Raw genomic sequence first — 22206 nt, 5'->3', positions numbered from 1 at the left:
TGCGTGATGGTGTATCGAGCCAGGGTGGAGCTGCTGTACCTGCTGGGATTCTCGCTGGACCTGGTCAACATGTTCATCGGCACCGTCGCCTATCCGGCCATCGCCGCAGAGCTGCATGCCTCGGTGTCGCAACTGGCATGGATCGGCAACGCCTACATGCTTGGCCTGACGCTGGTCATTCCGCTTGGCCACTGGCTGGCCGCGCGCGTCGGCGAGCGCCGGGTGCTGTGCCTGTCGCTGGCGCTGTTCACCGTGGGTGCGCTGCTGGCCGGGACCGCCCCCAGCATTGCGTGGCTGATCGCCTGGCGGCTGCTGCAGGGGTTGGGCGGCGGGTTGTTGATTCCGGTGGGGCAGGCGGCGGCCTACCGCGAATGTCCTCCGGCCGATCGCGCGCGCCTGACCACCCGCATCATGGCGGTGGCGCTGCTGGTGCCCGCGCTGTCGCCCACCTTGGGCGGGCTGCTGGTGGAGTGGGGCTCGTGGCGGGGCGTGCTGCTGATCAGCGTACCGCTGGCCGTGGTGGCGCTGGTGCTGGCAGCGTGCTGGCTCCACCCTTCGGTGCCGGCGTCCGCACCCGCATTGGACCGGCGCGGGCTGCTGCTGGGCGGCGTGGGTCTGAGCCTGTTGCTGGTCGCACTGAGCCTGCTGGCCGAACCGGCGCAGCGGATGTCCGGCGCCGCGCTGCTGGTCGGCGCTGCGCTGGTGCTGTCCGGCTACGCCCGCAGTGCGCGCCGCACCACGCATCCGGTGCTCCACTGGTCGCTGCTGCGCCATGCCGGGCTGCGCGTGGCGATGCTGGTCTATCTGCTGGTGCCGGGTACTTTCATCGGCGTCCAGCTGGTGGCCACGCTGCTGCTGCACCGACAGGGCTACGGTCCTGCGGCCATCGGCGGTTTCATGCTGCCCTGGGCCATCGCCTCGGCCTGCGCGATCGCCACTGCCCGGCACGGGCTGACACGCATCGGGGCGCGGCCGCTGTTGAGCGCGGGCATGGGCTGCCAGGCGGTCGGCATCGCGCTGCTGACCGGCGCGCAGAGCGGTCATCCGGTGCTGCCCGTGGTGGCCTTCGCGCTGATGGGCCTCGGCGGCAGCCTGTGCAGCAGCAGCGCGCAGACGCTCGCGTTCCAGGGCTTGGCGGATACGGACCTGCTGCCGGGCAGCGCGTTGTGGAACCTCAACCGCCAACTGAGTTTCTGTCTGGCCGCCGCACTGCTGGCCTGCGTGCTCGGCGCGCTGTCTGCCGTGCTGCCCGAGCGCGCCTTCGCCCTGACGCTGCTGCTGGCCAGCAGCATGACCCTGCTGCCGCTGCTGCCCCTCTGGCGGCTGCCGGCGGCGTCCCTTTCCCCATCAGCGAGCTCACCATGAATAGTCCCCCTATCTCTGCCCTGGCCGCCTTCGACGAGGTGCGCGCGCTGCACGTGCTGATCGAGGACTGGTTCAACGCCCGTCTGCCGGTCGACGCGCTGGACACCCTGCTGGCCCGCTTCACCGACGACTTCAGCATGGTCGGCATTGGTGGCGTGCGCCTGGACAAGCCGGCCCTTGCCCGGTTCTTCGCCGCCATGCACGGTGGTCGCCCCGGTCTGCGCATCGCGGTGGACGACGTCGCCTTCCTGGCGGTGGCGGGCAATGTCTGCGGTGTGCGCTACCGGGAAGACCAGGCCGACGCGCAGGGCCGCACGCGGCGCGAGGCGCTGGCGCTGTTGCGCGCAGACGCCGACGGCGCGCTGCGCTGGCAGGCTTTGCACGAAACGTCGGTTGGCGGCTGAATGCGAGCCGGGGGCGGTGCCGGACGACCGCCGACACTTACGTTCCCGGCCGGCTCGACGCTAGGCTGCGGATGTTCGTCGCCAACCTGCCGGGAGAGAGCCCATGCGTGTCCGTGTCGTGCCTGTCGTGCTGTTGAGTGTCCTGGTTGCGGCCAGTGTGTCGGCGCAGACCTCGCCGATGACGCCGGATATCCCGGCCAAGGGGTTCGTGACGCCGACGGCCCGCGACGACTACGACAAGCGCGTGGTGATGGTACCGATGCGCGACGGTACGAAGCTGTACACCGTGATCGTGGTGCCCAAGGGCGCCCACAACGCGCCCATCCTGCTGACGCGCACGCCGTATGACGCCGCCAACCGTGCCAGACGGATCGACTCCCCGCACATGCGCGACATCCTGCCGCAGGGCGACGAGGTGTTCGTCGATGGCGGCTACATCCGCGTGTTCCAGGATATCCGCGGCAAGTACGGTTCCGAAGGCGATTACGTGATGACGCGGCCGCTGCGTGGACCACTCAATCCAACCCGGGTGGACCATGCCACCGATGCGTGGGACACCATCGACTGGCTGGTCAAGCATGTGCCGGAAAGCAATGGCAAGGTGGGCATGCTGGGCTCGTCCTACGAAGGGTTCACCGTGGTGATGGCCCTGACCGACCCGCATCCGGCGTTGAAGGTGGCCGCACCGCAAAGCCCGATGATCGACGGCTGGATGGGCGACGACTGGCTCAACTACGGTGCCTTCCGCCAGGTCAATTTCGGCTACTTCACCGGTCAGCTGGCCAAGCGTGGCAAGGGGCCGACGATTCCCAGCGTCGGCTACGACGACTACACCACGTTCCTGCGTGCCGGCTCGGCCGGCGACTACGCCACGGCCAACGGCCTGGATCAGCTGCCGTGGTGGCACAAGCTGATCGAGCACCCGGCCTACGATGCGTTCTGGCAGGAGCAGGCGCTGGACGCGCGCATGGCCAAGACGCCGTTGAAGGTACCGACGATGTGGCTGCAGGGCCTGTGGGACCAGGAGGACATGTGGGGCGCGGTGCACAGCTATGCGGCGATGGAGCCACGCGACACCGGCAATACGCTCAACTACCTGGTGATGGGCCCGTGGCGGCACAGCCAGGTCAACTATGACGGTTCGACGCTGGGCGCGTTGAAGTTCGATGGCGACACCGCGCTGCAGTTCCGCCGCGACGTGCTCAAGCCGTTCTTCGACCAGTATCTGGTGGATGGCGCGGCCAAGGCCGATACACCCCCGGTGCTGATCTACAACACCGGCGAGAACCACTGGGATCGCCTGCCGCAGTGGCCACGCACCGCCGCGCAGAACAGGCCGCTCTACCTGCGTGCCGGCGGCAGACTGTCCTTCGAGGCGCCGCAGCCCGGCGAGGCAACGTATGAAGCCTACGTGTCCGACCCGGCCAAGCCGGTCCCGTTCGTGCCGCGCCCGGTGCGCTTCGCCGATCGCGACATGTGGACCAGCTGGCTGGTCAAGGACCAGCGGTTTGTCGATGGTCGTCCCGACGTGCTGACCTTCATCAGTGAACCGCTGACCGAACCGCTGCGCATCGGCGGCGCACCGCAGGTGAACCTGCAGGCGGCCACCAGCGGCACTGACAGCGACTGGGTGGTGAAGCTGATCGATGTGTACCCCGACCAGACCCCGTCCACGCCGGAAATGGGGGGCTACGAGCTGGCGGTGTCGATGGCGATCTTCCGCGGCCGTTACCGCGAGAGCTTCAGCACGCCCCAGGCGATTGCCGCCAACCAGGTGCTCGACTACCGGTTCGGGCTGCCCACCGCCAACCACGTGTTCCAGCCGGGCCACCGGGTGATGGTGCAGGTGCAGTCCAGCCTCTTTCCGCTGTACGACCGCAACCCGCAGACCTTCGTGCCGAACATCTACCTGGCCAAGCCGGGCGACTACCAGAAGGCGACCCAGCAGATCTGGCACGCGCCGCAGCAGGCCAGCTTCATTTCGCTGCCGGTGTATTGACCACGGGCGTCGCGGCCAGCCAGTCCGGCTGGCCGTCGACGAACGACTGCCCGCGCGGGGCCAGTGCCGGCGCGTGCGATGCATCGAATGCGCCCGTGAGCAGGGCAATCACCGGCCCGTCGTCGATCGCGCCCAGTGTGCTGCCGCACTGGGCGCAGAAGGCGCGGGTGGAGTGCGCGGACGAGATGCCGCGGGCCTCGAAACGAATGGCGCCGCAGAGGCAGCCGCCTTGCCAGACAGGTACATCCATGTGGTGATCCTGCGAACGCGTGGCCCGCAATGTAGCGGGCCACGCGCGCAACAATCAGCCGGACACGCTCGGGTAGTCGGTGTACCCCTGCGAGCCGCCCCCGTACAGCGTGTTCGGGTCCAGCTCGGACAGGGCCACGCCCAGCCGCAGGCGCTCGACCAGGTCCGGGTTGGCGATGAACGCACGGCCGAAGGCGATCATGTCGGCGTACCCGGATGCGATCGCCGCCGAGGCGGTGTCCTTGGTATAGCCGTTGTTGGCGATCCACGGGCCACGGAACTTCGCACGCAGCGTTGCGTAATCAAAGGCGATGTTGTCGCGCGGACCGCCGGTAGCGCCTTCGATGACATGGATGAAGGCCAGCCCGCCAATCGCGTCCAGGCGTTCGACCGCGCGCTCGAACAGCGGCTGCGGCTGGCTGTCGTGTGCGTCGTTGGCGGGGGTGACCGGCGACAGGCGTACGCCGGTACGCTCGGCGCCGATCTCGGCCGCCACCGCGCGCACCACCTCATCCAGCAGGCGGGTGCGGTTCTCGATGCTGCCGCCGTAGGCGTCGGTACGCTGGTTGCTGCCATCGCGCAGGAACTGGTCGATCAGGTAACCGTTGGCCGCATGCACTTCCACGCCGTCGAAGCCGGCGGTGATCGCATTGCGCGCCGCCTGGCGGTAGTCCTGGATGATGCCGGGAATCTCATCGAGCGCCAGAGCGCGCGGTGCCGACACATCCTCAAACCCGTTGGCGGTGAACGTCTTGGCGTTGGCGGTGAGCGCGCTGGGGGCTACCGGCGCCTGCCCATCAGGCAGCAGGCTGGTATGTGAGATGCGGCCGACGTGCCAGAGCTGCAGCACGATCCGGCCACCGCGCGCATGCACGGCGGCGGTCACGCCGCGCCAGGCCTCGATCTGTGCCTGGCTGTAGATGCCGGGGGTGTCCAGGTAGCCCTGACCCATCGGGCTGATCTGGGTGGCCTCGGCAATGATCAGGCCGGCGCTGGCGCGCTGCTGGTAGTACTCGATGGCCAGCGGGTTGGGCACGCGGCCTTCGATGGCGCGGTTGCGCGTCAGCGGGGCCATCGCGATGCGGTTGCGCGCCTCGATCGCGCCCAGTCGGGTGGGGGTGAACAGGGGGCCGTCGGTGGAAGATGTCATATGCATGCCTTGGGGGAGGGCGCTGCCATCGGGCAGCGTGAACAGACGAGATGTGGACGTACGACCGCCAGCATAGGGGGCAGTGCGTTGCAGCGATGGGAAGCATTGTTGCGGGTGCCTGCGTGCACGTTCTGTAACGCAGCCGGGGCGTAGGGTGGATGTCATGCAGGCACGGCCTGCCGCTGTTTTCCAACCCGAGGTACAACGTGATGATCGATTACAAGCTCAAGGGCAAGGTGGCCATTGTGACCGGCGGCGTCTCCGGTATCGGCCTGGCCGCGGCCGAACTGCTGGCTGCCTCCGGTGCAGCGGTGGCGGTCTGGGACCTGAAGGCGGATGCGGTCGAGAAAACCGCCGAAGCGCTGCGTCGCAAGGACGTCAACGCCATCGGGATCGCGTTGGACGTGACCGATGAAGCGGCCGTGGAGGCGGCGGTGCACCGGACTGTGGAGGCCCTGGGTGGGCTGGACATCGCAATCAACAACGCGGGCATCGGCGGCCCGTCGGCGCTCAGTGGCGACTACCCCGTGGACGGCTGGAAGCGGGTCATCGACGTCAATCTCACCAGTGTCTTCCTGTGCCAGCGGGCGCAGATCCAGGCGATGCGTGCGGCGGGGAAGGGCGGCAGCATCATCAACATGGCCTCGATCCTGGGGCAGGTCGGTTTCAACAACTCGGCCGCTTACGTAGCGGCCAAGCACGGCGTGGTCGGGCTGACCCAGACCGCCGCGTGGGAGCATGCCGCCGACCGTATCCGGGTCAATGCGGTCGGCCCCGGCTTCATCGCCACACCGTTGCTGGACAAGATGGACCCGGCAGTGCGCAAGGCGCTGGAGGCCAAACACGCGCTGGGCCGGCTGGGCAAGGCCGACGAGGTGGCAGCGCTGGTGGCCTGGCTGGCGAGCGACGATGCCTCCTTCGCTACGGGGACCTACTACGCCATCGATGGTGGCTACCTGGCCCAGTAGGCGGCCTGACGGCCGGTGCGGCGGGGCATGCGGGCGGCTTCACGGTCCCCAGACGTCATCCTCTGCAACGCTCGGCATCTCTACTGCCGGGCGACGTCAATGATGGGACTGGAACAAGATCTGTCGATTCTGTTGCGCATCGCCGCGGCGATGCTGTTCGGCGGGCTGATCGGCATCGAGCGCGAGATGGGCCGGCATGCGGCCGGGCTGCGCACGCACATGCTGATCGCCGGTGCGGCGGCGCTGATCGTTGGCTTGGGTGACAGCATCGCCGAGCACTTCCAGCAGGAGCGTTATCGCGACCTGCTGCAGGTCGATCCGGTGCGTCTGATCGAAGCAGTGGTGGCCTGCGTGGGCTTCGTCGCGGCCGGTACCATCCTGCGTGGTTCGCACGAGGATCAGGTCAGCGGGCTGACGACAGCCAGTTCGCTGATCATGGCCGCCGCGATCGGGATCGCGGTGGGCATCGGCGAGTACGTGATCGCCATCGGGGTGACCCTGCTGTGCCTGATCGTGTTGGCGGTGTTCCGCAGGATCGCCAGGAAGATCGAACCGACACCGTGACGGCACGCCTCACGTCCAGTTGATCGAGTCGCCCGTCCGCGATGGGTCGGAACGGGGCCGGCAGGCGGCCCCGTTGGGTACGACACGGTCCATCAGAACCGCTGCTGATACTTCATGTACACCATGCGCCCGATATCGAACCCGCCGTAGTAGGGGAACGCGCTTTCCGGACTGGAGAACATGATCGGCCCCCGGTGATTGAACAGGTTGTTGGCGCCCAGCGATACGGTCGCGTTCCACGGCGCACTCCAGCGCACCTGCAGGTCATGGAAGGTGTTGCTGCCTACTTTGCGGATGGCATCCGGTTCCCCGTTGGCATGGTGGTCGGGCGCCGTACACGGGCGATTGGGGACGCAGCTCTCTTTCATGCCGGAGTAGTACCGTACTCCGTAGCGCAGCCCCCAGTCGCCCTTCTCCCAATCCACGCCGAGCGTGGAGCGCACGCGGAAGATGCCCGGCGTACCGACCATCCCGATCATGATGGTCTCGCCGGCGGCGTTGTTGCCCTGTTCGTCGTACCGGCTGACATAGCTGCTCTGCCAGTCCAGCCGGATCTGGCCGACCGCCAGTTCCGGGAGGCGGTAGTTGACCCCGAGGTCGTAACCCTCGGTCTCCAGCCTGCCGAGGTTGGCGAGGCCGTAGACGATGCCGTCGATGTGTCCATCGGGGGCGCGCGAGATGCCGTCGCACCGGCTGGCGTTCCCGAGGACGTAGCAGTCGCGCAGGATGCGGTCCACGCTGTCCTGGATGATCAGGTTGTCGATCCTGTACTGGTACCAGTCCAGCGAGATGTCGAGACCTTCCACCCAGCGCGGACTCCAGACCAGACCGACGGTACGGCTGGTCGAGGTTTCCGGTTTCAGGTTGGGGTTGGACTGGTTGGTAAATACGTCCGGTGTCTGGCAGGGGTAACCGGTGCAGTCCTTGCCCCCTTGGCCCTGCTGTGTGTAGCCGATGGGAACGCCGGCGGCGTTGCACGCCGCGTTGCCGTTGACGCTGTTGGTCGCGCCGACACCGCAGGGATCGGTGTACGACTCGAAGCTGGAGCCGGCACCTCCGTGCAGGTCGTCGATGGTCGGCGCGCGGAAGCCGGTGGCGACCGTGCCACGCACCAGCAGCTCTTCCAGCGGGCGCCAGGTCAGGCCGAACTTGGTATTCAGGGTCTGCCCGAAATTGCTGTAATCCGAGTGACGAGCTGCCAGGCTCAAGCTCAGTTCACGGGCGAAGGGCAGGTCCTTCAGGATCGGCACATTCAGCTCGGCATAGAACTCGTCGAGCGAATAGCGGCCCTGGGTCGTGGTGGCGGCGAGGCCGGTGCTCTCACCGGATTGCCTGAATGCATCGGGCACGAAACGGCCCTGCTCGCGCCGATGCTCATAGCCCACCGCAACGCCGACTTCGCCGGCCGGCAGGTCGAACAGGGTGCTGACCAGGTTGGCGGTGTAGCTGGTGGTGGAGGTGGTTCCGGTATCGGTGAAGAACGGGAACAGGAAGTTCTGCAGGCCCGGGGCGGAGAGCGAGCCCGGGCCGCTGGCCCCCGCAGGCAACAATGGATTCCACGGCGTGCAGTGGATGTCCTTGGCAGTTCCGCAGTCCGGGCTCAGCGCACGCGCCATCGCCAGATAGCTGGCATCGCCGTGGCCGGTCTTGTTCAGCTGGTTCCGGTTGTGCAGCCCGCCCACGTCCCAGTCGACGACACGTCCGGCCAGCTGCACGCTGCCCTTCAATGCACCGCTCACGCGGAAGGTCTGCAGGTCGCTGCGCGTGGTGCGCGGGACCTCCCACAGGCGCCGGTTGAACGTCGTGTCGACGCCATAGGGGTTGAACGGGCTGTCGGCGGGGAGGGTGTACTGCAGCGGGTAGCCGGCAACCTGCTGGTCGGTGATGCGCTGGTTGTACATTGCCTCGCCTTCCAGCCGGACGGTATCGCTGAGGTCGTACCAGCCCGTGGCGAACAGCGAACGGCGTTCGACGCCGGTCTGCACCATCATCTGCTCGTTGGCATTGACCCGGTCGCTGTCATCGGTGCGGCGATAGTCGCCCGGACGGGCCGGGTCGCCGCCGTCTTTCAGGGTCCACCAGGCCGGCGTGATGCCATCACCAGGCGTACTGCTGCAGGGGTTGCAGTGCGATCCGTTCCTGCCGATCGCGCTCCAGCCCGATCCGCGATAGTCGGGGCCGGCATTGCCATCGCGGCTGAACCAGCGGTCCTTTGCCCAGACGGGGTCGTCCTTGGCATGCTCCAACGCGACGGTGATGCCGCTGTGCGGGCCTTGTGCGCCCATACGCAGGGAGAGCTGCTGATTGCCGCCGTCCCCCTGGTTGAACTGGCCACTCGACACATTCACCTCCAGGCCGTCGAAGCCGGCATCGGTGATGACGTTGACCACCGCGGCAATCGCGTCGGAGCCGTAGACCGCCGACGCACCGTCCTTCAGCACCTCGATGCGCTGGACCATGCTCATCGGAATCTGACCCAGATCCTGCAGCCCGGCGGTGGTGGCGCCCAGGCGGCGTCCATTGAGGAGGACCAGCGTGCGCGCCGCCCGCAGATTGCGGATGTTCACATAGTAGCCACCGACGTTTTCGCCGGAGGCCAACGCGTCGGCGCGGGAGATCGCCGGTGCACCGGCCGAGCTGAGGTTCTGCAGGACATCGGCGACGCTGGTGAAGCCCTGTCGTGCGATGTCGTCGCGGCTGACCACGAGGATCGGCTGGCGGGTCTCGGCATCGGCGGCCCGAAGGCGTGAACCGGTGACCTTGACCTGGTCCAGTGTGGTGGGTTCATCGGCGGACGCCACGGCCGGAACAAGGGCAGCGCAGATCGCGACGGGCAGCAGCTTTGCGGGGCGTACGACGGGCAACGTCAGGTTGAGCATCAATCTCTCCAGGGGATCCGGATGTGCGAAAAGCGCGATCCAAACGTTACTGTTTCGTTTCCGCTCAGCCTGTACGCGATGCGCGGTGGATATGTGCGACTTGAGCTTTAGTGCGCAACGCGCGCATCTGACAGCGGTACGCCGATGCCGTGACGCCGAAGTGCGCGCGGAAGGCCCGCGCGAAGCTGCAACCGCTTTCGAATCCGCAGGCCGCTCCCACCTCACCGACGATCAGGTCGCTGTCCAGCAGCAGTTCGGCGGCGCGCTCCATGCGCAGCCGCACGCCAGCGGCCTGCGGGCTCTCGCCGAACACGCCCTGGTAAGCCTTGGAGAAGTACCAGTAGGACAGGCTGGACAATTCCGCCAGCTCCCCGATGCTGACTACCCGGTCGACGTTTCCCTGCAGCGTCAGATGAGCGCGGCACAGCCGGCCCAGCACATGGCGCCTGCGATGCAGCGAGCGGCCCGGACAGCGATCTTCCTGCAGCCCCATCGATCGCTGCAGATGGACGACGTGGCGCAGCAGCGCCCGCAACATCGCATCGCCACTGACGCGATCGTGCGCAGGTCTGCGGACCAGCTGACGCCAGAGACGAATGGCAATCTGCAGGTCGCACCGGGTCATCGCGCCACAGCCGGGATAGAGCCGGCACGCATCGGCGTTCAGCAGCTCAAGCGCGGCGCCCTGCAATGCCACGCCGATGCAGAGGCCGCGACGGTCGGCCTGAAGGCGCGGCTGCGAGTTGCGGTCCAGCACGATCCAGTGTCCGGCGTGCAGGTGGAAGCGCCCCTCGCTGGACTCCATCCGGCTGCAGCCACGCACCTGCAGCCACAGGGTGAATGCCCCGCTGCCGACCTGTACCGACGACATGCGTGATACGCCGATGCATCCGCGTGTGATGTCGCTCTGGAGGTCGATCGTCAGGTTCTGTCCGCGATCCGCCCAATTGATTGTCTGCATATCGTCCACGCCGGCACCTGCCTGCACGATGTGTTCGGCCGGCGGCCGTTGCCAGCACGTGCGTCAAGGTTCTGTGTACGCAGGCTGCAGGCGTCGTGTTGTGTCGCTATCGGCGCGTTTTGCGATTGTCGAGGCCACCCTCACGGTGCCCACGTCATTCTTGAGGCCTATCTGATGAGGAGTCAGCGCATGCGACCGTTCGAGATCCAACGCATCGATCATGTGGTACTGCGCGTGTCCGATCTGCCGCGGGCGCTGCGCTTCTACTGCGACGTGCTGGGCTGCACGGTGGCGCGCGAGCGCCCCTCGCTGGGCATGGTCCATCTGCGCGCCGGGGCGTCGATGATCGATCTGGTCAGCATTGACGGCGCGCTTGGCAGACCGGGTGGACCCGCCGCCGGGGCGAAGGGGCGCAATGTCGATCACCTGTGCCTGCGCGTGGACCCGTTCAACGAGGCCACCCTGCGCGCCCACCTGGAGATGCACGATGTGGCGGTCGAGGGGCCCGTGGAAAGCAACTTCGGTGCCGAAGGCGACGGGCGCTCGCTCTACGTGCGCGATCCCGATGGCAACGGGGTCGAGCTGAAGGGTCCGGCCAGTGAGTGCGGACGTTGATAATGGTAGGACCAATATACCAGCGTAAACCTATGGTCTAATAGGCCGGTCGCGCATTTGACGCTTCAATGCGGACAGTTCCGAGAGATCGCCCGATAAGTGGTAAGACCATTAATCGGGCGCATGACACTCGTGGATTTCCCCGGTTCGCGCGGTGGTGACCGCGCGGACCCCTGTCCGTTCTTGATGAGATCCGTCGATGCAGGCCTGGCCACAACTGTATGACCCCGCTGGCAACCTCTGGGTGTCCAGCCTGATCGCGCTGCTGCCGATCGCCTTCTTCTTCGTTGCCCTGGCCGTGCTGCGCATGAAAGGCTGGCTGGCCGGCACGCTGACCGTGGCCATTGCCCTGGGGGTGGCGCTGCTGTTCTACCGGATGCCGCTGCAGCAGGCCGTCGCCGCCGGCGCCTACGGGTTCATCTACGGGCTGTGGCCCATCGCCTGGATCATCCTGGGGGCGGTGTTCCTGTACAAGGTGTCGGTCAAGACCGGGCAGTTCGACATCATCCGTGCGTCGATCCTGTCGGTGACCGAGGACCAGCGGCTGCAGATGCTCATGGTCGGCTTCGCCTTCGGCGCGTTTCTGGAAGGCGCCGCCGGTTTCGGCGCGCCGGTGGCGATCACCGCCGCACTGCTGGTCGGGCTCGGCTTCAAGCCGCTGTACGCGGCCGGACTGTGCCTGATCGTCAACACCGCGCCGGTGGCGTTCGGCGCGATGGGCATTCCGATCATCGTGGCGGGGCAGGTGACCGGCCTGGATGCGTTCGAAATCGGTCAGATGGCCGGTCGCCAGCTGCCGTTCCTGACCATCATCGTGCTGTTCTGGATCATGGCGATCATGGATGGCTGGCGCGGCGTGAAGGAGACCTGGCCGGCGGTTCTGGTGGCCGGTGGCTCTTTCGCCATCGCCCAATACCTGACCTCCAACTTCATCGGCCCCGAACTGCCGGACATCACGGCCTCGCTGGCCTCGCTGGTGTGTCTGACCCTGTTCCTGCGCCGCTGGACGCCGGTGCGCATCTTCCGCTTCGACACCGAGGCCAGCGCGCAGGCTGCCGCCCAGGCACTGGAAGCACCGCAGTACAGCCGCGGGCAGATCCTGAAGGCATGGTCGCCGTTCCTGATCCTGACCGCGATGGTGACGGTGTGGAGCATCAAGCCGTTCAAGGCGCTGTTCGCCGCCGGCGGGGCGCTGGACCACTGGGTGCTCAAACTGCCCGTGCCATCACTGGATCAACTGGTGCAGAAGATGCCGCCCATCGTGCCGGCCCCCACCGCCTATGGCGCGGTCTACACGTTCGATGCGGTGTCGGCCACCGGCACGGCGATCATGCTCGGCGCGGTGCTGGCCATCGTGCTGCTGAAGATGCGTCCGGCCGCAGCCCTGCGCACCTTCGCCGAAACCGCCAATGAACTGAAAGTGCCGATCTACTCCATCGGCATGGTGCTGGCGTTCGCCTTCATCGCCAACTACTCGGGGCTGTCGGCGACGCTGGCCCTGGCCCTGGCGCACACCGGCAAGGCGTTCACCTTCTTCTCGCCGTTCCTGGGCTGGCTGGGCGTGTTCCTGACCGGTTCGGACACTTCGTCCAACGCGCTGTTCTCGGCGCTGCAGGCAACCACGGCGCAGCAGATCGGCGTGTCCGAGGTGCTGCTGGTGGCGGCCAACACCACCGGCGGGGTGACCGGCAAGATGATCTCCCCGCAATCGATCGCCATCGCCTGCGCGGCGGTTGGTCTGGCCGGCAGGGAATCGGATCTGTTCCGCTTCACGGTCAAGCACAGCCTGATCTTCACCGTGATGGTGGGCATCATCACCACGCTGCAGGCGTACTGGCTGACCTGGATGATTCCCTGACCCCATGCGCGCGGCACCGGCTCCCGGCATCAACCCCATCGCCCGCCACGCGGGCGACAATGGCGGCATGAAGAACGAACGCCTCTCCGACAAGGTGGCCGCGCAGTTGCGCGACCTGATCCAGACCGAGAACCTGCAGCCCGGCGACCGGTTGCCGGCCGAGCGCCCGCTGTCGGTGCAGTTGGGGGTGTCGCGCACCGCGCTGCGCGAAGCGATCGCGCAGCTGTCCAGCCAGGGGCTGCTGACCGCGCGCGTGGGCGGCGGCACCTTCGTGGCCGAGCCGGCCGCACGCGCGCGACAGGCCATCGACGAACCGCTGATGCCCTACCTGCCGCTGTTCCAGGGCGACCCGGAGTACCGCTTCGACGTGCTGGAGATCCGCCACGCACTGGAAGGCGCCACGGCATGGCACGCAGCCCTGCGCGCGACCGACGCGGACCGCGCGAAGATCCGCCAGGCATTCGACACCATGATGGACGCACACGGCAAGGATGATCCCGCCGGCGAGGCGCGTGCCGATGCCGCCTTCCACCTGGCCATCGCCGAGGCCTCGCACAACCTGGTACTGCTGCAGGTCATGCGCGGCCTGTTCGAACTGCTGCAGACCAACATCTCCCAGAGCCGCGAAAAGCTCTACACCTCGCCACGCACGTTCGAGCCGCTGTCGGTCCAGCACCGCGAAATGATGGACGGCGTGCTCTCCGGCGATCCCGAACGTGCGCGCGCTGCCGCGCACGCGCACCTGGAATTCGTGCACACCTCACTGCGCACGCTCGACGACAACGAAGCCCGGCGCACACGCGCGTCGCGGCTTCCTTCTTCCCACGGTTGACCCATGATCATCTCCGCCTCCACCGATTACCGCGCGGCCGCCCAGCGGCGGCTGCCGCCGTTCCTGTTCCATTACATCGATGGCGGCGCGTATGCCGAGCACACCCTCAAACGCAATGTCGCCGACCTGGCCGACGTGGCCCTGCGCCAGCGCGTGCTGCGCAACATGGCCGAACTGAGCCTGGAGACCGAGTTGTTCGGCGAGCGGCTGGCGATGCCGGTGGCGCTGGCCCCGGTTGGCCTGACCGGCATGTACGCACGCCGCGGCGAGGTGCAGGCGGCGAAGGCGGCGGCCAGCCGCGGCATTCCGTTCACCCTGTCCACGGTGTCGGTGTGCCCGATCGAAGAGGTGGCGCCGGCCATCGACCGGCCCATGTGGTTCCAGCTCTATGTACTCAAGGACCGCGGTTTCATGCGCAACGCGCTGGAGCGGGCCAAGGCCGCAGGCGTGACCACGCTGGTGTTCACGGTGGACATGCCGACGCCCGGCGCCCGCTACCGCGATGCGCACTCGGGCATGAGTGGCCCCAATGCGCCGGTGCGACGCATGCTGCAGGCCGCCACCCATCCGCGATGGGCATGGGATGTGGGTCTGCTTGGCCGCCCCCATGATCTGGGCAACATTTCCACCTACCGCGGCCATCCCACCGGCCTGGCCGACTACATCGGCTGGCTGGCCAACAATTTCGATCCCTCCATTTCCTGGAAGGACCTGGAATGGATCCGTGAGTTCTGGACCGGGCCGATGGTGATCAAGGGCATTCTCGATGCAGAGGACGCGCGGGATGCGGTGCGCTTCGGTGCCGACGGCATCGTGGTCTCCAACCACGGCGGACGCCAGCTGGATGGCGTGCTGTCCACCGCACGGGCGTTGCCGGCCATCGCCGACGCGGTCAAGGGCGAGCTGAAGATCCTGGCCGATTCTGGCATCCGCAACGGCCTGGATGTGGTCCGCATGATCGCGCTGGGCGCGGACAGCGTGCTGCTCGGCCGCGCGTTCGTGTACGCGCTGGCGGCGCACGGCGAGGCCGGCGTGGCCAACCTGCTGGACCTGGTCGCCAGGGAAATGCGCGTGGCGATGACGCTGACCGGCGCCAGAACCATCGCCGACATCAGTCGCGATTCGCTGGTGGACACCACCCGTCACCTCGCGGTCGCCCCGTGAGCGGCGCGCCCGGGAACACGGCGGCGCTGCTGGCGCAGCTGCGCGGCATCGTCGGCGATGCGCACGTGCTGTGCGGCGACAAGCCGACCCGGCGCTTCCGCAAGGGCTATCGCTTCGGCGACGGGCCGGTACTGGCGGTGGTGCGTCCCGGCACGCTGCTCGAACAATGGCGCGCCCTGCAGGCAATCGTGGCGGCCAACGCCATCGTCATCATGCAGGCGGCCAACACCGGCCTGACCGGCGGCTCCACGCCCGATGGCGCGGACTACGACCGCCCGGTGGTGATCGTCAACACGCTGCGGCTCACCGGCATCCAGCTGCTCAACGACGGGCGCCAGGTGGTCTGCCTGCCCGGTGCCACGCTGGATCGGCTGGAGCAGGCGCTGGCGCCGCTGGACCGCGAACCGCACTCGGTGATCGGGTCATCGTGCATCGGGGCATCGGTGCTGGGCGGTGTCTGCAACAATTCCGGCGGCTCGCTGGTCCGCCGCGGACCGGCCTACACCGAAATGGCGCTGTTCGCCCAGGTCGACGCGGATGGGCAACTGCACTTGGTCAACCATCTTGGCATCGCGCTGGGAGACACCCCCGAGCAGATTCTGGAACGGCTGCAACGCGGCGACTACTCGCCGGGCGACGTCGACAACGGTGGCGATCGCGCCGCGTCGGACCCGCGCTACGCCGAGCAGGTCCGTCAGGTCGATGCCGCCACCCCCGCACGCTACAACGCCGATCCCTCGCGTCACTACGAAGCCTCCGGTTCGGCCGGCAAGCTGGCGGTCTTCGCGGTGCGCCTGGACACCTTCGCGCGCGAGGCGGGCGAAGTGTTCTATATCGGCAGCAATGCGATGGAGGATCTCACGGCGATCCGGCGCCACCTGTTGACCGCGTTCGAGCGCCTGCCCATCTCCGGCGAATATCTGCACCGCGAGGCGTATGACATCGGCGAGCGCTATGGCAAGGACACCTTCCTGCTGATCGACCGCTTCGGCACGGGGCGGGTGCCCGCCGCATTCGCGTTGAAGAGCCGCATCGATGGCTGGTTCGAAAGCCTGGGCCTGCGCGGCGTCACCGACCGCGCGATCCAGCTGGTCATGCGCTGCCTGCCTGGCCACCTGCCGGCGCGCATGGGGCAGTTCCGTGCGCGCTACGAGCACCATCTGCTGCTCAAGGTGTCGGCGGTGGATGCCGCGGCGACCGGCACCTTCCTGCGCGACCACTTCGCGAACGGGGAGGGCGATTACTTCCAGTGCACGGCCGAGGAGGGGCGCAAGGCCTTCCTGCATCGCTTCGCCGTGGCGGGCGCCGCCGTGCGGTACCGCGAGGTCCACCGACGTGACGTCGAGGACATCGTGGCCCTGGACGTTGCGCTGCGTCGCGACGATCGCCACTGGGTGGAGCAGCTGCCGCCGGACCTCGATGCACGCCTGGCCGGCAAGCTCTACTACGGGCACTTCCTGTGCCATGTATTCCACCAGGACTACATCGTGCGCAAGGGCGAAGATCCGCTGGCGATCGAACATGCGATGTGGGCGCTGCTGGACCAGCGCGGGGCCGAGTATCCGGCCGAGCACAATGTGGGCCATCTCTACCCGGCCAAACCGCCGCTGGCAGCGTTCTACCGCACGCTGGACCCCAGCAACGCCTTCAACCCCGGCATTGGCCAGACCCCGCGCGGGGCGCACTGGGGCGGGCACGACTGCGGGCGCCACTGAGCGCCCGCAGCGGGCGCATCACTCGCAGCGTGCTGCAGTGATGATGTTGTCCTTGTCGATGAACACCCGCAGGCGGTCCTTGCGCAGGTCTTTGGAGGTGATGGTGGCTGGGCCGATCGGATTGATCAGGCCCGCGCCGCTCTCACGCAGCAGGCGGCGCAGGGTGGCTTCATCGGCGACGTGGCCGACCGACCAGCCCAGGCCACTGGCATCGCAGAGGCCGGGACCGGTGATGGCCGGGCCGGGGGAGCTGACGCAGGCGCTCAGTGCCGCGGCGCTGCACAGCGCAAGCAGCGGAAGGGCGGCGCGACGGGCGAGGGATGGCATGGGGATGGCTCCTGCAGGTTCGGGCGCCGACGATACCACTGCCGCCGCGAGTTTCGTGTCGTGGGCGGGCGCGACACGATGACGCGCCGCGCGGGGGCGGGTCCACAGCGCAGGTACAATGGCCGCCCGCCGCGAGGGTGGGACGCAGGAGCAGATCGGACATGTTGCATGTATTCATGCTGGGCGGCCGCCATGACCGCGCCCGCATCGAGGTCCACGACGTGGCCTTCGCCAACGTTGCGCGCATCGAAGACGCCTACCCGCAGCTGCGCCAGGACTGGTTCGGCGCAGCCAAGGGTCTGCACATCGATGGCTGGCTCGCGGTGGATGGCGTAGACGGCTACAAGGTGTCCTTTGTCGAGGCGGCACCGGCAGCGGATGCACCGCGGCTGTTCTTCATCAATCTCGGTGGCTACGTCGCACGCTCGCTGGGCGAGGCGCACGATTACCGGTTGCTGGTAGCCACCGATACCGCGCAGGCACGTCAGAAAGCCAAGGCGCTGCGCGATGCGGCCTGGTTCAAGCCGCACACCGACGCGGTGCTGGACGTGGACGACTGCATCGCCATCGACCAGGTCGGCGGGCGCTACGTCCACCTGGCACCGGGTCCGCACAAGGGCACGGCGCTGGTCAGCGACTACATCGTGATCGGCTGACAGCGCAGGGCGCGGCACGGGCTACGGCCCGCCGTCCGATTCGCGGCCGGGCAGGGTGTGCACCGCCTGCCAGACCGTATCCAGGTGCTGGCGGAACGCTGCCGGTGCGGCGGCGTAGGACGGGCTGTCGGCACGTTCACCGCCAAACGGCGCTTCGCCATCGATGACCACCAGCGACTCGCCCTCGACCCGGTAGCGATCATCGCCGCGTCGCAGCTCGATCACGATCTGATGCGGGTCCACACCGCCGCCGCAGAAGGCGTGGCTGGGCAGGGTCAGTTCGGCCACACCATCGCCGTCGAGGTCGGTGGCCTCGGCGTTGTCGAGGAAATAGGCGGCTTCCAGGTCAAGACCCGGGCACTCGGTGCGGTGTTCGCTGCGCCAGCGCTCGACGAACGGCGTGGCGGTGTCGGCACGCCGGTAGAGCGTGGCGGTCAGCAGCGCCACGTCCATCGCCTCGCCGCTGTCGGCATCGGGCGCCTGGCTGTCGATCCGGTCCAGCACCAGCAGGCCTTCGCCGTCCCTGTCGCGGAAGTGCACAGTCTTCAGCGGGGCGCTCACGCCCAGCGCCTGGAGCGTGGCGGCGTCGATCTCGGCGAGATGGACCAGTGGGGTCGCGGCGGGCGCCGACGGCGTTGCCGCGCCTGCAGCCGGGAGCGGTGCCGGTGTCGCAGGGTCGGTCGGCGGGCCCTTGCAGGCGGCCAGCAGCGCAACGCAGGCGAGCGCCGGCAGCAGGGGGGTACGCAGTCTCATGGTCAGTCCATTGATCCGGGTGTTTCGCCTTGTTCCAAGACGTCGATGATGGCCAGCACCGCATCGGTGGCCAGACCAGGCTGCCGTGGCCCGGTACAGCGGCGCGTTGCGACGTGACATTTCACGCGCTGTTCTTGCCCGCGAATGGCGCGCACGTTTCCGGGTAAAACGCCGGCGGAGGATCGACCTCCGTGCCGTCGGCCTGGCGCAGAATCCGCTCGTCAATGCGGACCAGGGTCTGGTCCTGGCTGAATTCTGTCTCGTAGGGGCCACTGCTGACAGTGACATGGGCAACGATCTCACCCTTGTCGAGGTCAAGCAGATAGAGGTTGGAGTAGGGTGCGTCGCCCGGCTGGATCTGGTCCCATGCGCGGCCCCATACCAATGCGTGGCGCTTGTCGCAGCTGACGTTCCAGGCGTCCAGCGACGGCCCCAGCCTGATGCTCGCCTCGGCCTGCTGCGACGGGTAGACGAAATGGTCGCCCTTGATCCGGATGGCGCCGGCGGGCGTCTGCGCGCACGCGGCGGCGGTGCTGGCGACCAGTGCGAGCAGCGCCCACGAAACATATTTCATCGCCTAGTACCCGATAGGAAAGACTGGGATCCGTTCACCTGCCGCACACCTGCGCCGGCATGGTCAGGCGCAGGTCAATCCAGTGCGTCGGCAATGGCAAGCGCATCGTCCGGCGACAGGATCTGTTTGCCGGCGGCTTCATCGCGCAGGGTCAATTGCGCGTAGTGGAACCGGCGGGCGTCATCGAACGAGACGGCGGCAAGGCAGGTCCCCGTGGCGCGGTATACCTCGCCTGTGCCGGTGTCGCAGTCGACCTCCGCGGTGAATCCATCGCGGCCATGCAGCCTGCGCGGCGTACCGCTGTACTGGCTCATGCCTGTGGCGAAATCCACGTTGCGCGCGGGGCTGGCGTCGCCGGGGTCTGCCGGGGTGACCGACACTCCGAGCTCCTGCAGCAGGGCCGTGCTGCTGGATCGGCAGTACACGCCGACGGTCCGACGCTTTACCTGCACGTTCCGGCACACCGTATCGGGTTGCCCCGCACCCAGGCCGGTGTTGGCCGAGAGCGTGTACGCGGGCGCTTTGGACGCGACCGGTTCCAGGGCGCTGCCCACCGTGCTGCAGGCGGTCAGCAGGAACAACGCAGTGAGCTGCAGGGAGCGGGTAAGGGTCATATCTGATCCGTAAGTACACGGCCCGCCGATTCGGTTTCCCGAAGTCGTTCGGCCAGGCCATTGGGATCGCCCGTGCTGCGGTTGACCCCGTTGATGGCGACGGCAACGGTACGCACGCTGGCGCGGTCGATGACGTTGCCGGTGATGGCATTGTTGATGGTGCGGAACTGATTCTGCGCCGAGCCAGCCTCCCAGTACCAGCCGCCGGCATCGATGGCGGCGTAGGCGTCGGTGGACAGGCGTTGCGGATCATTGATGGTCGGCGCCCGTGCGGGCCGCGCCGGGTTCCACCACGGCGAGGTGAATGTGCTCGCATCCAGCCAGCCGCGATACACCCAGTACTTGGAGTAGTTTTCCCGGCCGGTGAGCTGCTTCATGCCCCGACCGCGGTACTTGGGGCCATCGCCGGTGGTGATGTTGCCCAGCCGGTTTTCCAGGTAGAACAGGTAATTGGGCTGCGCTGGCGCGTAGAAACCATTGGTTTCCGGCTGGAAACTCTGGTGCCGCGGGTTGCGCGAGTAGTTCGCCGAGCCTTCCAGCATCAGCGCCAGATACATCGATTCCACGGCGCCCTGGCCGAAGAAGTGCGCCATCCGGATCTGGGTGGTGACCAGATACTTGCGTGTGACCTGGTTGATCTGGACGCGGTAGTCGTCCCGGATGCTGTCCGGTGTTCGTCCACGGCCTTCGGTAGCCAGCGCGGTGATCGGGTACTTGCTGTCGGGGTAGACCTTCTTGAGCTCGTCGCGGCTGAGCCACAGGCACTTGCGGTAGTGGTGGATGAACTGAAGCGGGTGGAAGTGCCAGACCTGGCGTTCCGGCAGCCCGCTCTGCGGCCAGAAGGCGAGCGCTTCCACGTGGGTCTTGAAGTTCTGCCAGGACTCATCGGTGTGCAACACCGCGCCTGGCTGACGATACACGGCGTAGCGGGCCTCCAGATCGCTGGCGTCCCATTCGCTGGGGTGTTTGCAGATCAGGTGGCGAAGCTGCTCGGCCGCGCCGGCCGCATTGGCCCGGGCGGCAAACTCCGCAGGTGCCGACAGCGATGGGACCGGCGACGGAGTGGCCAGGCCGAGCAGCTCGGTCAGGCGATCGACATTGGCAATGCCATCTTCCGGGCTGGCCGCGTCGCCCTCCACCACCGCACGCCAGTGCAGCGGAAAATCAGCATCGGAGAGAACGCTGATCTGTTGGGCGGGATCAGCCAGATTGATGTAACCCACGCTGGCGTCTGCATAGCGGACCAGCTGCCAGTTCTCTACGTGGGTGGTGGTGTCCGCGCCCAGCAGGCGACCGAAACGCAGGTAGTCGAAGCCTGCGCTGGTACAGTCGTCGTACAGAAGGTTCGCGATGCGGTACATCTCGTACTCATAGCCGGCCTGCTGCACAGGCTGGCCCACCTGGGCGACCACCTCGCCCTGGTCATCCAGCGCGTACGTGGTGGAGACGCGGTTGCCGCCACCGAAGGCGACTTTCACCAGCAGACGGGTGGCGTTCTGACCCTCCTGACCGACGTCCAGGTCGTAATGGGTATTGCGGAACGCAGGGAACGTCAGACGGTGCGGAGCCGTCGCGCGCGGGTGACGCGCGCTGAAAGTGCGCGAGGCGGGAATGATGAAGTAGCTGTCGCCATAGACATCTGTTGAGCCGTGGGTGCCTGCCGCGATAGCAGTGCGGTCGCGCCAGAAGCCGGTATCGGCGGCGCGGAAGTCGGCCTCGCTGGCGAAAATTTCGAAATGTACGGTGGACTGCCCATACAACTGGCCGCCGAAGCCGATCACGTCCTTGCGCGAAACACGCGTATTGTCCGGCGCGCGTACGGCATCGGTGCCGACGGCGGCGTCGCGCAGGAAGGGAAGCAGCAACTGGCGTCGCGCCGGGGTCATTACGCCCTTGGGCTGCAGGTGCATGTAAAGCGAATGGAACACCACGCGGGTGTTCTCGCCCGAGTCGGTCTCGTGTTTTATCAACACAAAACTGGTGTCGTAGTTGCCCAGACCCGGATAGTCACGGGTCTCCGGCGCCAGCCGGTACGCGACGATCACACCATCGGCCACCGCACGGATCGGCTGGTCGCCTGGGGTCAGATGGATGCCGCCATGCCAGCGGTTGCCGGTGGTCACCGGATACAGGCCGCGGTCCGCTTGTGCCAGCGCCAGCATGGCGTCGAGTTTCTGCTGCTCGTTCTGATTGCCGCCATTGGCGGGGAGGATCGGGTAACTGATGAGCATGCTGTCTTTCCCTAGACCGAGAACGGGGCGCGGCCCTTCAACTGGACCAGTCCCTGCGGAAGCGATTCGATACCGGCCTCACCGCTTTCCCCGCCCATGAACGGATGCTGCCCGGCCTTGACGGTAAACGTGCCCGGGCAGCTGAAAGTGATGTTGCCGCCTTCCAGCGTGATCGCGCTTTTGCCAGCCTGCAGCACTACTTTCTGCTGGGCCAGGATGTCGATGCGGTCGTCGGTGGCGGTCACGGTGATGGCCTGGTCGGCCAGCAGCTCCAGCTCGCCGGTGTTGGACTGCAGGCTCACCGGGCCGTTGGCGGCAATCACCTTGA

At 67.2% G+C, this 22206-nt stretch carries 21 protein-coding genes; 11 read left to right on the top strand and 10 right to left on the bottom strand.

Features of this window, described 5'->3' with window-relative positions; genetic code table 11:
* The first annotated feature begins 3 nt into the window (after nucleotides 1-3).
* The 3 genes from OC534_RS16440 to OC534_RS16430 all read left to right on the top strand — a co-directional run bounded on the left by OC534_RS16440 (nucleotide 4) and on the right by OC534_RS16430 (nucleotide 3768).
* Nucleotides 4-1365, top strand: a complete 1362-nt coding sequence (locus OC534_RS16440) for an MFS transporter (protein WP_262072207.1) — start codon at nucleotides 4-6, stop codon at nucleotides 1363-1365.
* On the top strand, nucleotides 1362-1769 hold the full coding sequence (locus tag OC534_RS16435; protein WP_166473089.1) for a DUF4440 domain-containing protein: 408 nt from the start codon (nucleotides 1362-1364) through the stop codon (nucleotides 1767-1769). The genes OC534_RS16440 and OC534_RS16435 overlap by 4 nt, the downstream gene beginning before the upstream one ends.
* A 103-nt stretch (nucleotides 1770-1872) precedes the next feature.
* A complete protein-coding gene (locus OC534_RS16430) occupies nucleotides 1873-3768 on the top strand; it encodes a CocE/NonD family hydrolase (protein WP_136006923.1) in 1896 nt (631 codons plus the stop codon).
* On the opposite strand, the gene OC534_RS16425 is transcribed toward OC534_RS16430, so the two are convergent.
* Nucleotides 3746-4018: a hypothetical protein gene (locus OC534_RS16425; RefSeq protein ID WP_136006921.1), complete on the bottom strand. Its 273-nt coding sequence runs from the start codon at nucleotides 4016-4018 to the stop codon at nucleotides 3746-3748. The two genes, OC534_RS16430 and OC534_RS16425, sit on opposite strands and share 23 nt — an antisense overlap.
* A gap of 54 nt (nucleotides 4019-4072) precedes the next feature.
* Nucleotides 4073-5167, bottom strand: a complete 1095-nt coding sequence (locus tag OC534_RS16420; protein WP_136006919.1) for an alkene reductase — start codon at nucleotides 5165-5167, stop codon at nucleotides 4073-4075.
* A 209-nt stretch (nucleotides 5168-5376) separates the two neighbouring features.
* On the opposite strand from OC534_RS16420, the gene OC534_RS16415 reads away from it, so the two are divergent.
* Together OC534_RS16415 and OC534_RS16410 are read left to right on the top strand one after the other, a co-directional pair.
* The gene (locus OC534_RS16415; protein WP_262072198.1) at nucleotides 5377-6135 is read left to right on the top strand and encodes an SDR family NAD(P)-dependent oxidoreductase; all 759 of its coding nucleotides are present in this window, start codon (nucleotides 5377-5379) and stop codon (nucleotides 6133-6135) included.
* A gap of 102 nt (nucleotides 6136-6237) precedes the next feature.
* The gene (locus tag OC534_RS16410) at nucleotides 6238-6699 is read left to right on the top strand and encodes an MgtC/SapB family protein (protein WP_026070590.1); all 462 of its coding nucleotides are present in this window, start codon (nucleotides 6238-6240) and stop codon (nucleotides 6697-6699) included.
* 92 nt (nucleotides 6700-6791) lie between these two features.
* Here OC534_RS16410 and OC534_RS16405 read toward each other — a convergent pair whose 3' ends face one another.
* Both OC534_RS16405 and OC534_RS16400 read right to left on the bottom strand, forming a co-directional pair.
* Complete coding sequence (locus tag OC534_RS16405) at nucleotides 6792-9578, bottom strand: TonB-dependent receptor (RefSeq protein WP_262072196.1); 2787 nt, start codon at nucleotides 9576-9578, stop codon at nucleotides 6792-6794.
* 64 nt (nucleotides 9579-9642) lie between these two features.
* Complete coding sequence (locus OC534_RS16400; RefSeq protein WP_262072206.1) at nucleotides 9643-10539, bottom strand: AraC family transcriptional regulator; 897 nt, start codon at nucleotides 10537-10539, stop codon at nucleotides 9643-9645.
* A 189-nt stretch (nucleotides 10540-10728) separates the two neighbouring features.
* Between OC534_RS16400 and OC534_RS16395 the strand changes: the two genes are divergently transcribed.
* From OC534_RS16395 to dld, 5 genes are all read left to right on the top strand, one after another.
* Nucleotides 10729-11154 carry a VOC family protein gene (locus OC534_RS16395; RefSeq protein WP_017354901.1) on the top strand — a complete coding sequence of 142 codons (426 nt, stop codon included), beginning with the start codon at nucleotides 10729-10731 and terminating at the stop codon, nucleotides 11152-11154.
* A 199-nt stretch (nucleotides 11155-11353) separates the two neighbouring features.
* Entirely contained in the window at nucleotides 11354-13012 is a 1659-nt protein-coding gene (gene lldP / locus OC534_RS16390; protein WP_136006911.1) for an L-lactate permease, read from the top strand.
* Between the two features lie 67 nt (nucleotides 13013-13079).
* The gene (gene lldR / locus OC534_RS16385) at nucleotides 13080-13844 is read left to right on the top strand and encodes a transcriptional regulator LldR (protein ID WP_262072205.1); all 765 of its coding nucleotides are present in this window, start codon (nucleotides 13080-13082) and stop codon (nucleotides 13842-13844) included.
* A 3-nt stretch (nucleotides 13845-13847) separates the two neighbouring features.
* Nucleotides 13848-15008, top strand: a complete 1161-nt coding sequence (gene lldD, locus OC534_RS16380) for an FMN-dependent L-lactate dehydrogenase LldD (protein ID WP_262072195.1) — start codon at nucleotides 13848-13850, stop codon at nucleotides 15006-15008.
* Nucleotides 15005-16723 carry a D-lactate dehydrogenase gene (gene dld, locus OC534_RS16375; protein ID WP_262072194.1) on the top strand — a complete coding sequence of 573 codons (1719 nt, stop codon included), beginning with the start codon at nucleotides 15005-15007 and terminating at the stop codon, nucleotides 16721-16723. The genes lldD and dld overlap by 4 nt, the downstream gene beginning before the upstream one ends.
* A gap of 18 nt (nucleotides 16724-16741) precedes the next feature.
* Here dld and OC534_RS16370 read toward each other — a convergent pair whose 3' ends face one another.
* Nucleotides 16742-17050, bottom strand: coding sequence for a hypothetical protein (locus OC534_RS16370; protein ID WP_017354896.1), 309 nt, complete (start codon nucleotides 17048-17050; stop codon nucleotides 16742-16744).
* 161 nt (nucleotides 17051-17211) lie between these two features.
* Between OC534_RS16370 and OC534_RS16365 the strand changes: the two genes are divergently transcribed.
* The gene (locus OC534_RS16365) at nucleotides 17212-17706 is read left to right on the top strand and encodes a DUF1543 domain-containing protein (RefSeq protein ID WP_136006900.1); all 495 of its coding nucleotides are present in this window, start codon (nucleotides 17212-17214) and stop codon (nucleotides 17704-17706) included.
* Between the two features lie 21 nt (nucleotides 17707-17727).
* Here OC534_RS16365 and OC534_RS16360 read toward each other — a convergent pair whose 3' ends face one another.
* The 5 genes from OC534_RS16360 to OC534_RS16340 form a co-directional block, all read right to left on the bottom strand.
* Nucleotides 17728-18459, bottom strand: coding sequence for a hypothetical protein (locus tag OC534_RS16360; protein WP_262072193.1), 732 nt, complete (start codon nucleotides 18457-18459; stop codon nucleotides 17728-17730).
* A 121-nt stretch (nucleotides 18460-18580) separates the two neighbouring features.
* Nucleotides 18581-19033, bottom strand: a complete 453-nt coding sequence (locus OC534_RS16355; protein ID WP_166473084.1) for a hypothetical protein — start codon at nucleotides 19031-19033, stop codon at nucleotides 18581-18583.
* 74 nt (nucleotides 19034-19107) lie between these two features.
* On the bottom strand, nucleotides 19108-19647 hold the full coding sequence (locus tag OC534_RS16350) for a hypothetical protein (protein WP_262072192.1): 540 nt from the start codon (nucleotides 19645-19647) through the stop codon (nucleotides 19108-19110).
* The gene (locus OC534_RS16345; protein WP_017354891.1) at nucleotides 19644-21878 is read right to left on the bottom strand and encodes a M23 family metallopeptidase; all 2235 of its coding nucleotides are present in this window, start codon (nucleotides 21876-21878) and stop codon (nucleotides 19644-19646) included. Before OC534_RS16345 ends, OC534_RS16350 begins: the two co-directional genes overlap by 4 nt.
* A gap of 11 nt (nucleotides 21879-21889) precedes the next feature.
* Nucleotides 21890-22206: DUF2345 domain-containing protein (locus OC534_RS16340; RefSeq protein ID WP_262072191.1), on the bottom strand; the 317-nt coding region annotated here is incomplete at its 5' end.

Source organism: Stenotrophomonas sp. Marseille-Q5258 (assembly GCF_946900935.1).
GTDB lineage: Bacteria > Pseudomonadota > Gammaproteobacteria > Xanthomonadales > Xanthomonadaceae > Stenotrophomonas > Stenotrophomonas nematodicola.
This window is presented reverse-complemented; position numbering and strand designations above follow the sequence as displayed.

What these genes read in the sequence shown, in the direction of transcription:
- OC534_RS16410 (WP_026070590.1), top strand. Translation starts at nt 6,238, where the DNA reads ATGGGACTGGAACAAGATCTGTCGATTCTGTTGCGCATCGCCGCGGCG.
- OC534_RS16425 (WP_136006921.1), bottom strand. Translation starts at nt 4,018, where the DNA reads ATGGATGTACCTGTCTGGCAAGGCGGCTGCCTCTGCGGCGCCATTCGT.
- OC534_RS16355 (WP_166473084.1), bottom strand. Translation starts at nt 19,033, where the DNA reads ATGAAATATGTTTCGTGGGCGCTGCTCGCACTGGTCGCCAGCACCGCC.
- OC534_RS16360 (WP_262072193.1), bottom strand. Translation starts at nt 18,459, where the DNA reads ATGAGACTGCGTACCCCCCTGCTGCCGGCGCTCGCCTGCGTTGCGCTG.
- lldD (WP_262072195.1), top strand. Translation starts at nt 13,848, where the DNA reads ATGATCATCTCCGCCTCCACCGATTACCGCGCGGCCGCCCAGCGGCGG.
- OC534_RS16405 (WP_262072196.1), bottom strand. Translation starts at nt 9,578, where the DNA reads ATGCTCAACCTGACGTTGCCCGTCGTACGCCCCGCAAAGCTGCTGCCC.
- OC534_RS16395 (WP_017354901.1), top strand. Translation starts at nt 10,729, where the DNA reads ATGCGACCGTTCGAGATCCAACGCATCGATCATGTGGTACTGCGCGTG.
- OC534_RS16420 (WP_136006919.1), bottom strand. Translation starts at nt 5,167, where the DNA reads ATGACATCTTCCACCGACGGCCCCCTGTTCACCCCCACCCGACTGGGC.
- OC534_RS16400 (WP_262072206.1), bottom strand. Translation starts at nt 10,539, where the DNA reads ATGCAGACAATCAATTGGGCGGATCGCGGACAGAACCTGACGATCGAC.
- OC534_RS16430 (WP_136006923.1), top strand. Translation starts at nt 1,873, where the DNA reads ATGCGTGTCCGTGTCGTGCCTGTCGTGCTGTTGAGTGTCCTGGTTGCG.
- OC534_RS16415 (WP_262072198.1), top strand. Translation starts at nt 5,377, where the DNA reads ATGATCGATTACAAGCTCAAGGGCAAGGTGGCCATTGTGACCGGCGGC.
- lldP (WP_136006911.1), top strand. Translation starts at nt 11,354, where the DNA reads ATGCAGGCCTGGCCACAACTGTATGACCCCGCTGGCAACCTCTGGGTG.
- OC534_RS16350 (WP_262072192.1), bottom strand. Translation starts at nt 19,647, where the DNA reads ATGACCCTTACCCGCTCCCTGCAGCTCACTGCGTTGTTCCTGCTGACC.
- OC534_RS16345 (WP_017354891.1), bottom strand. Translation starts at nt 21,878, where the DNA reads ATGCTCATCAGTTACCCGATCCTCCCCGCCAATGGCGGCAATCAGAAC.
- OC534_RS16365 (WP_136006900.1), top strand. Translation starts at nt 17,212, where the DNA reads ATGTTGCATGTATTCATGCTGGGCGGCCGCCATGACCGCGCCCGCATC.
- OC534_RS16435 (WP_166473089.1), top strand. Translation starts at nt 1,362, where the DNA reads ATGAATAGTCCCCCTATCTCTGCCCTGGCCGCCTTCGACGAGGTGCGC.
- lldR (WP_262072205.1), top strand. Translation starts at nt 13,080, where the DNA reads ATGAAGAACGAACGCCTCTCCGACAAGGTGGCCGCGCAGTTGCGCGAC.
- OC534_RS16370 (WP_017354896.1), bottom strand. Translation starts at nt 17,050, where the DNA reads ATGCCATCCCTCGCCCGTCGCGCCGCCCTTCCGCTGCTTGCGCTGTGC.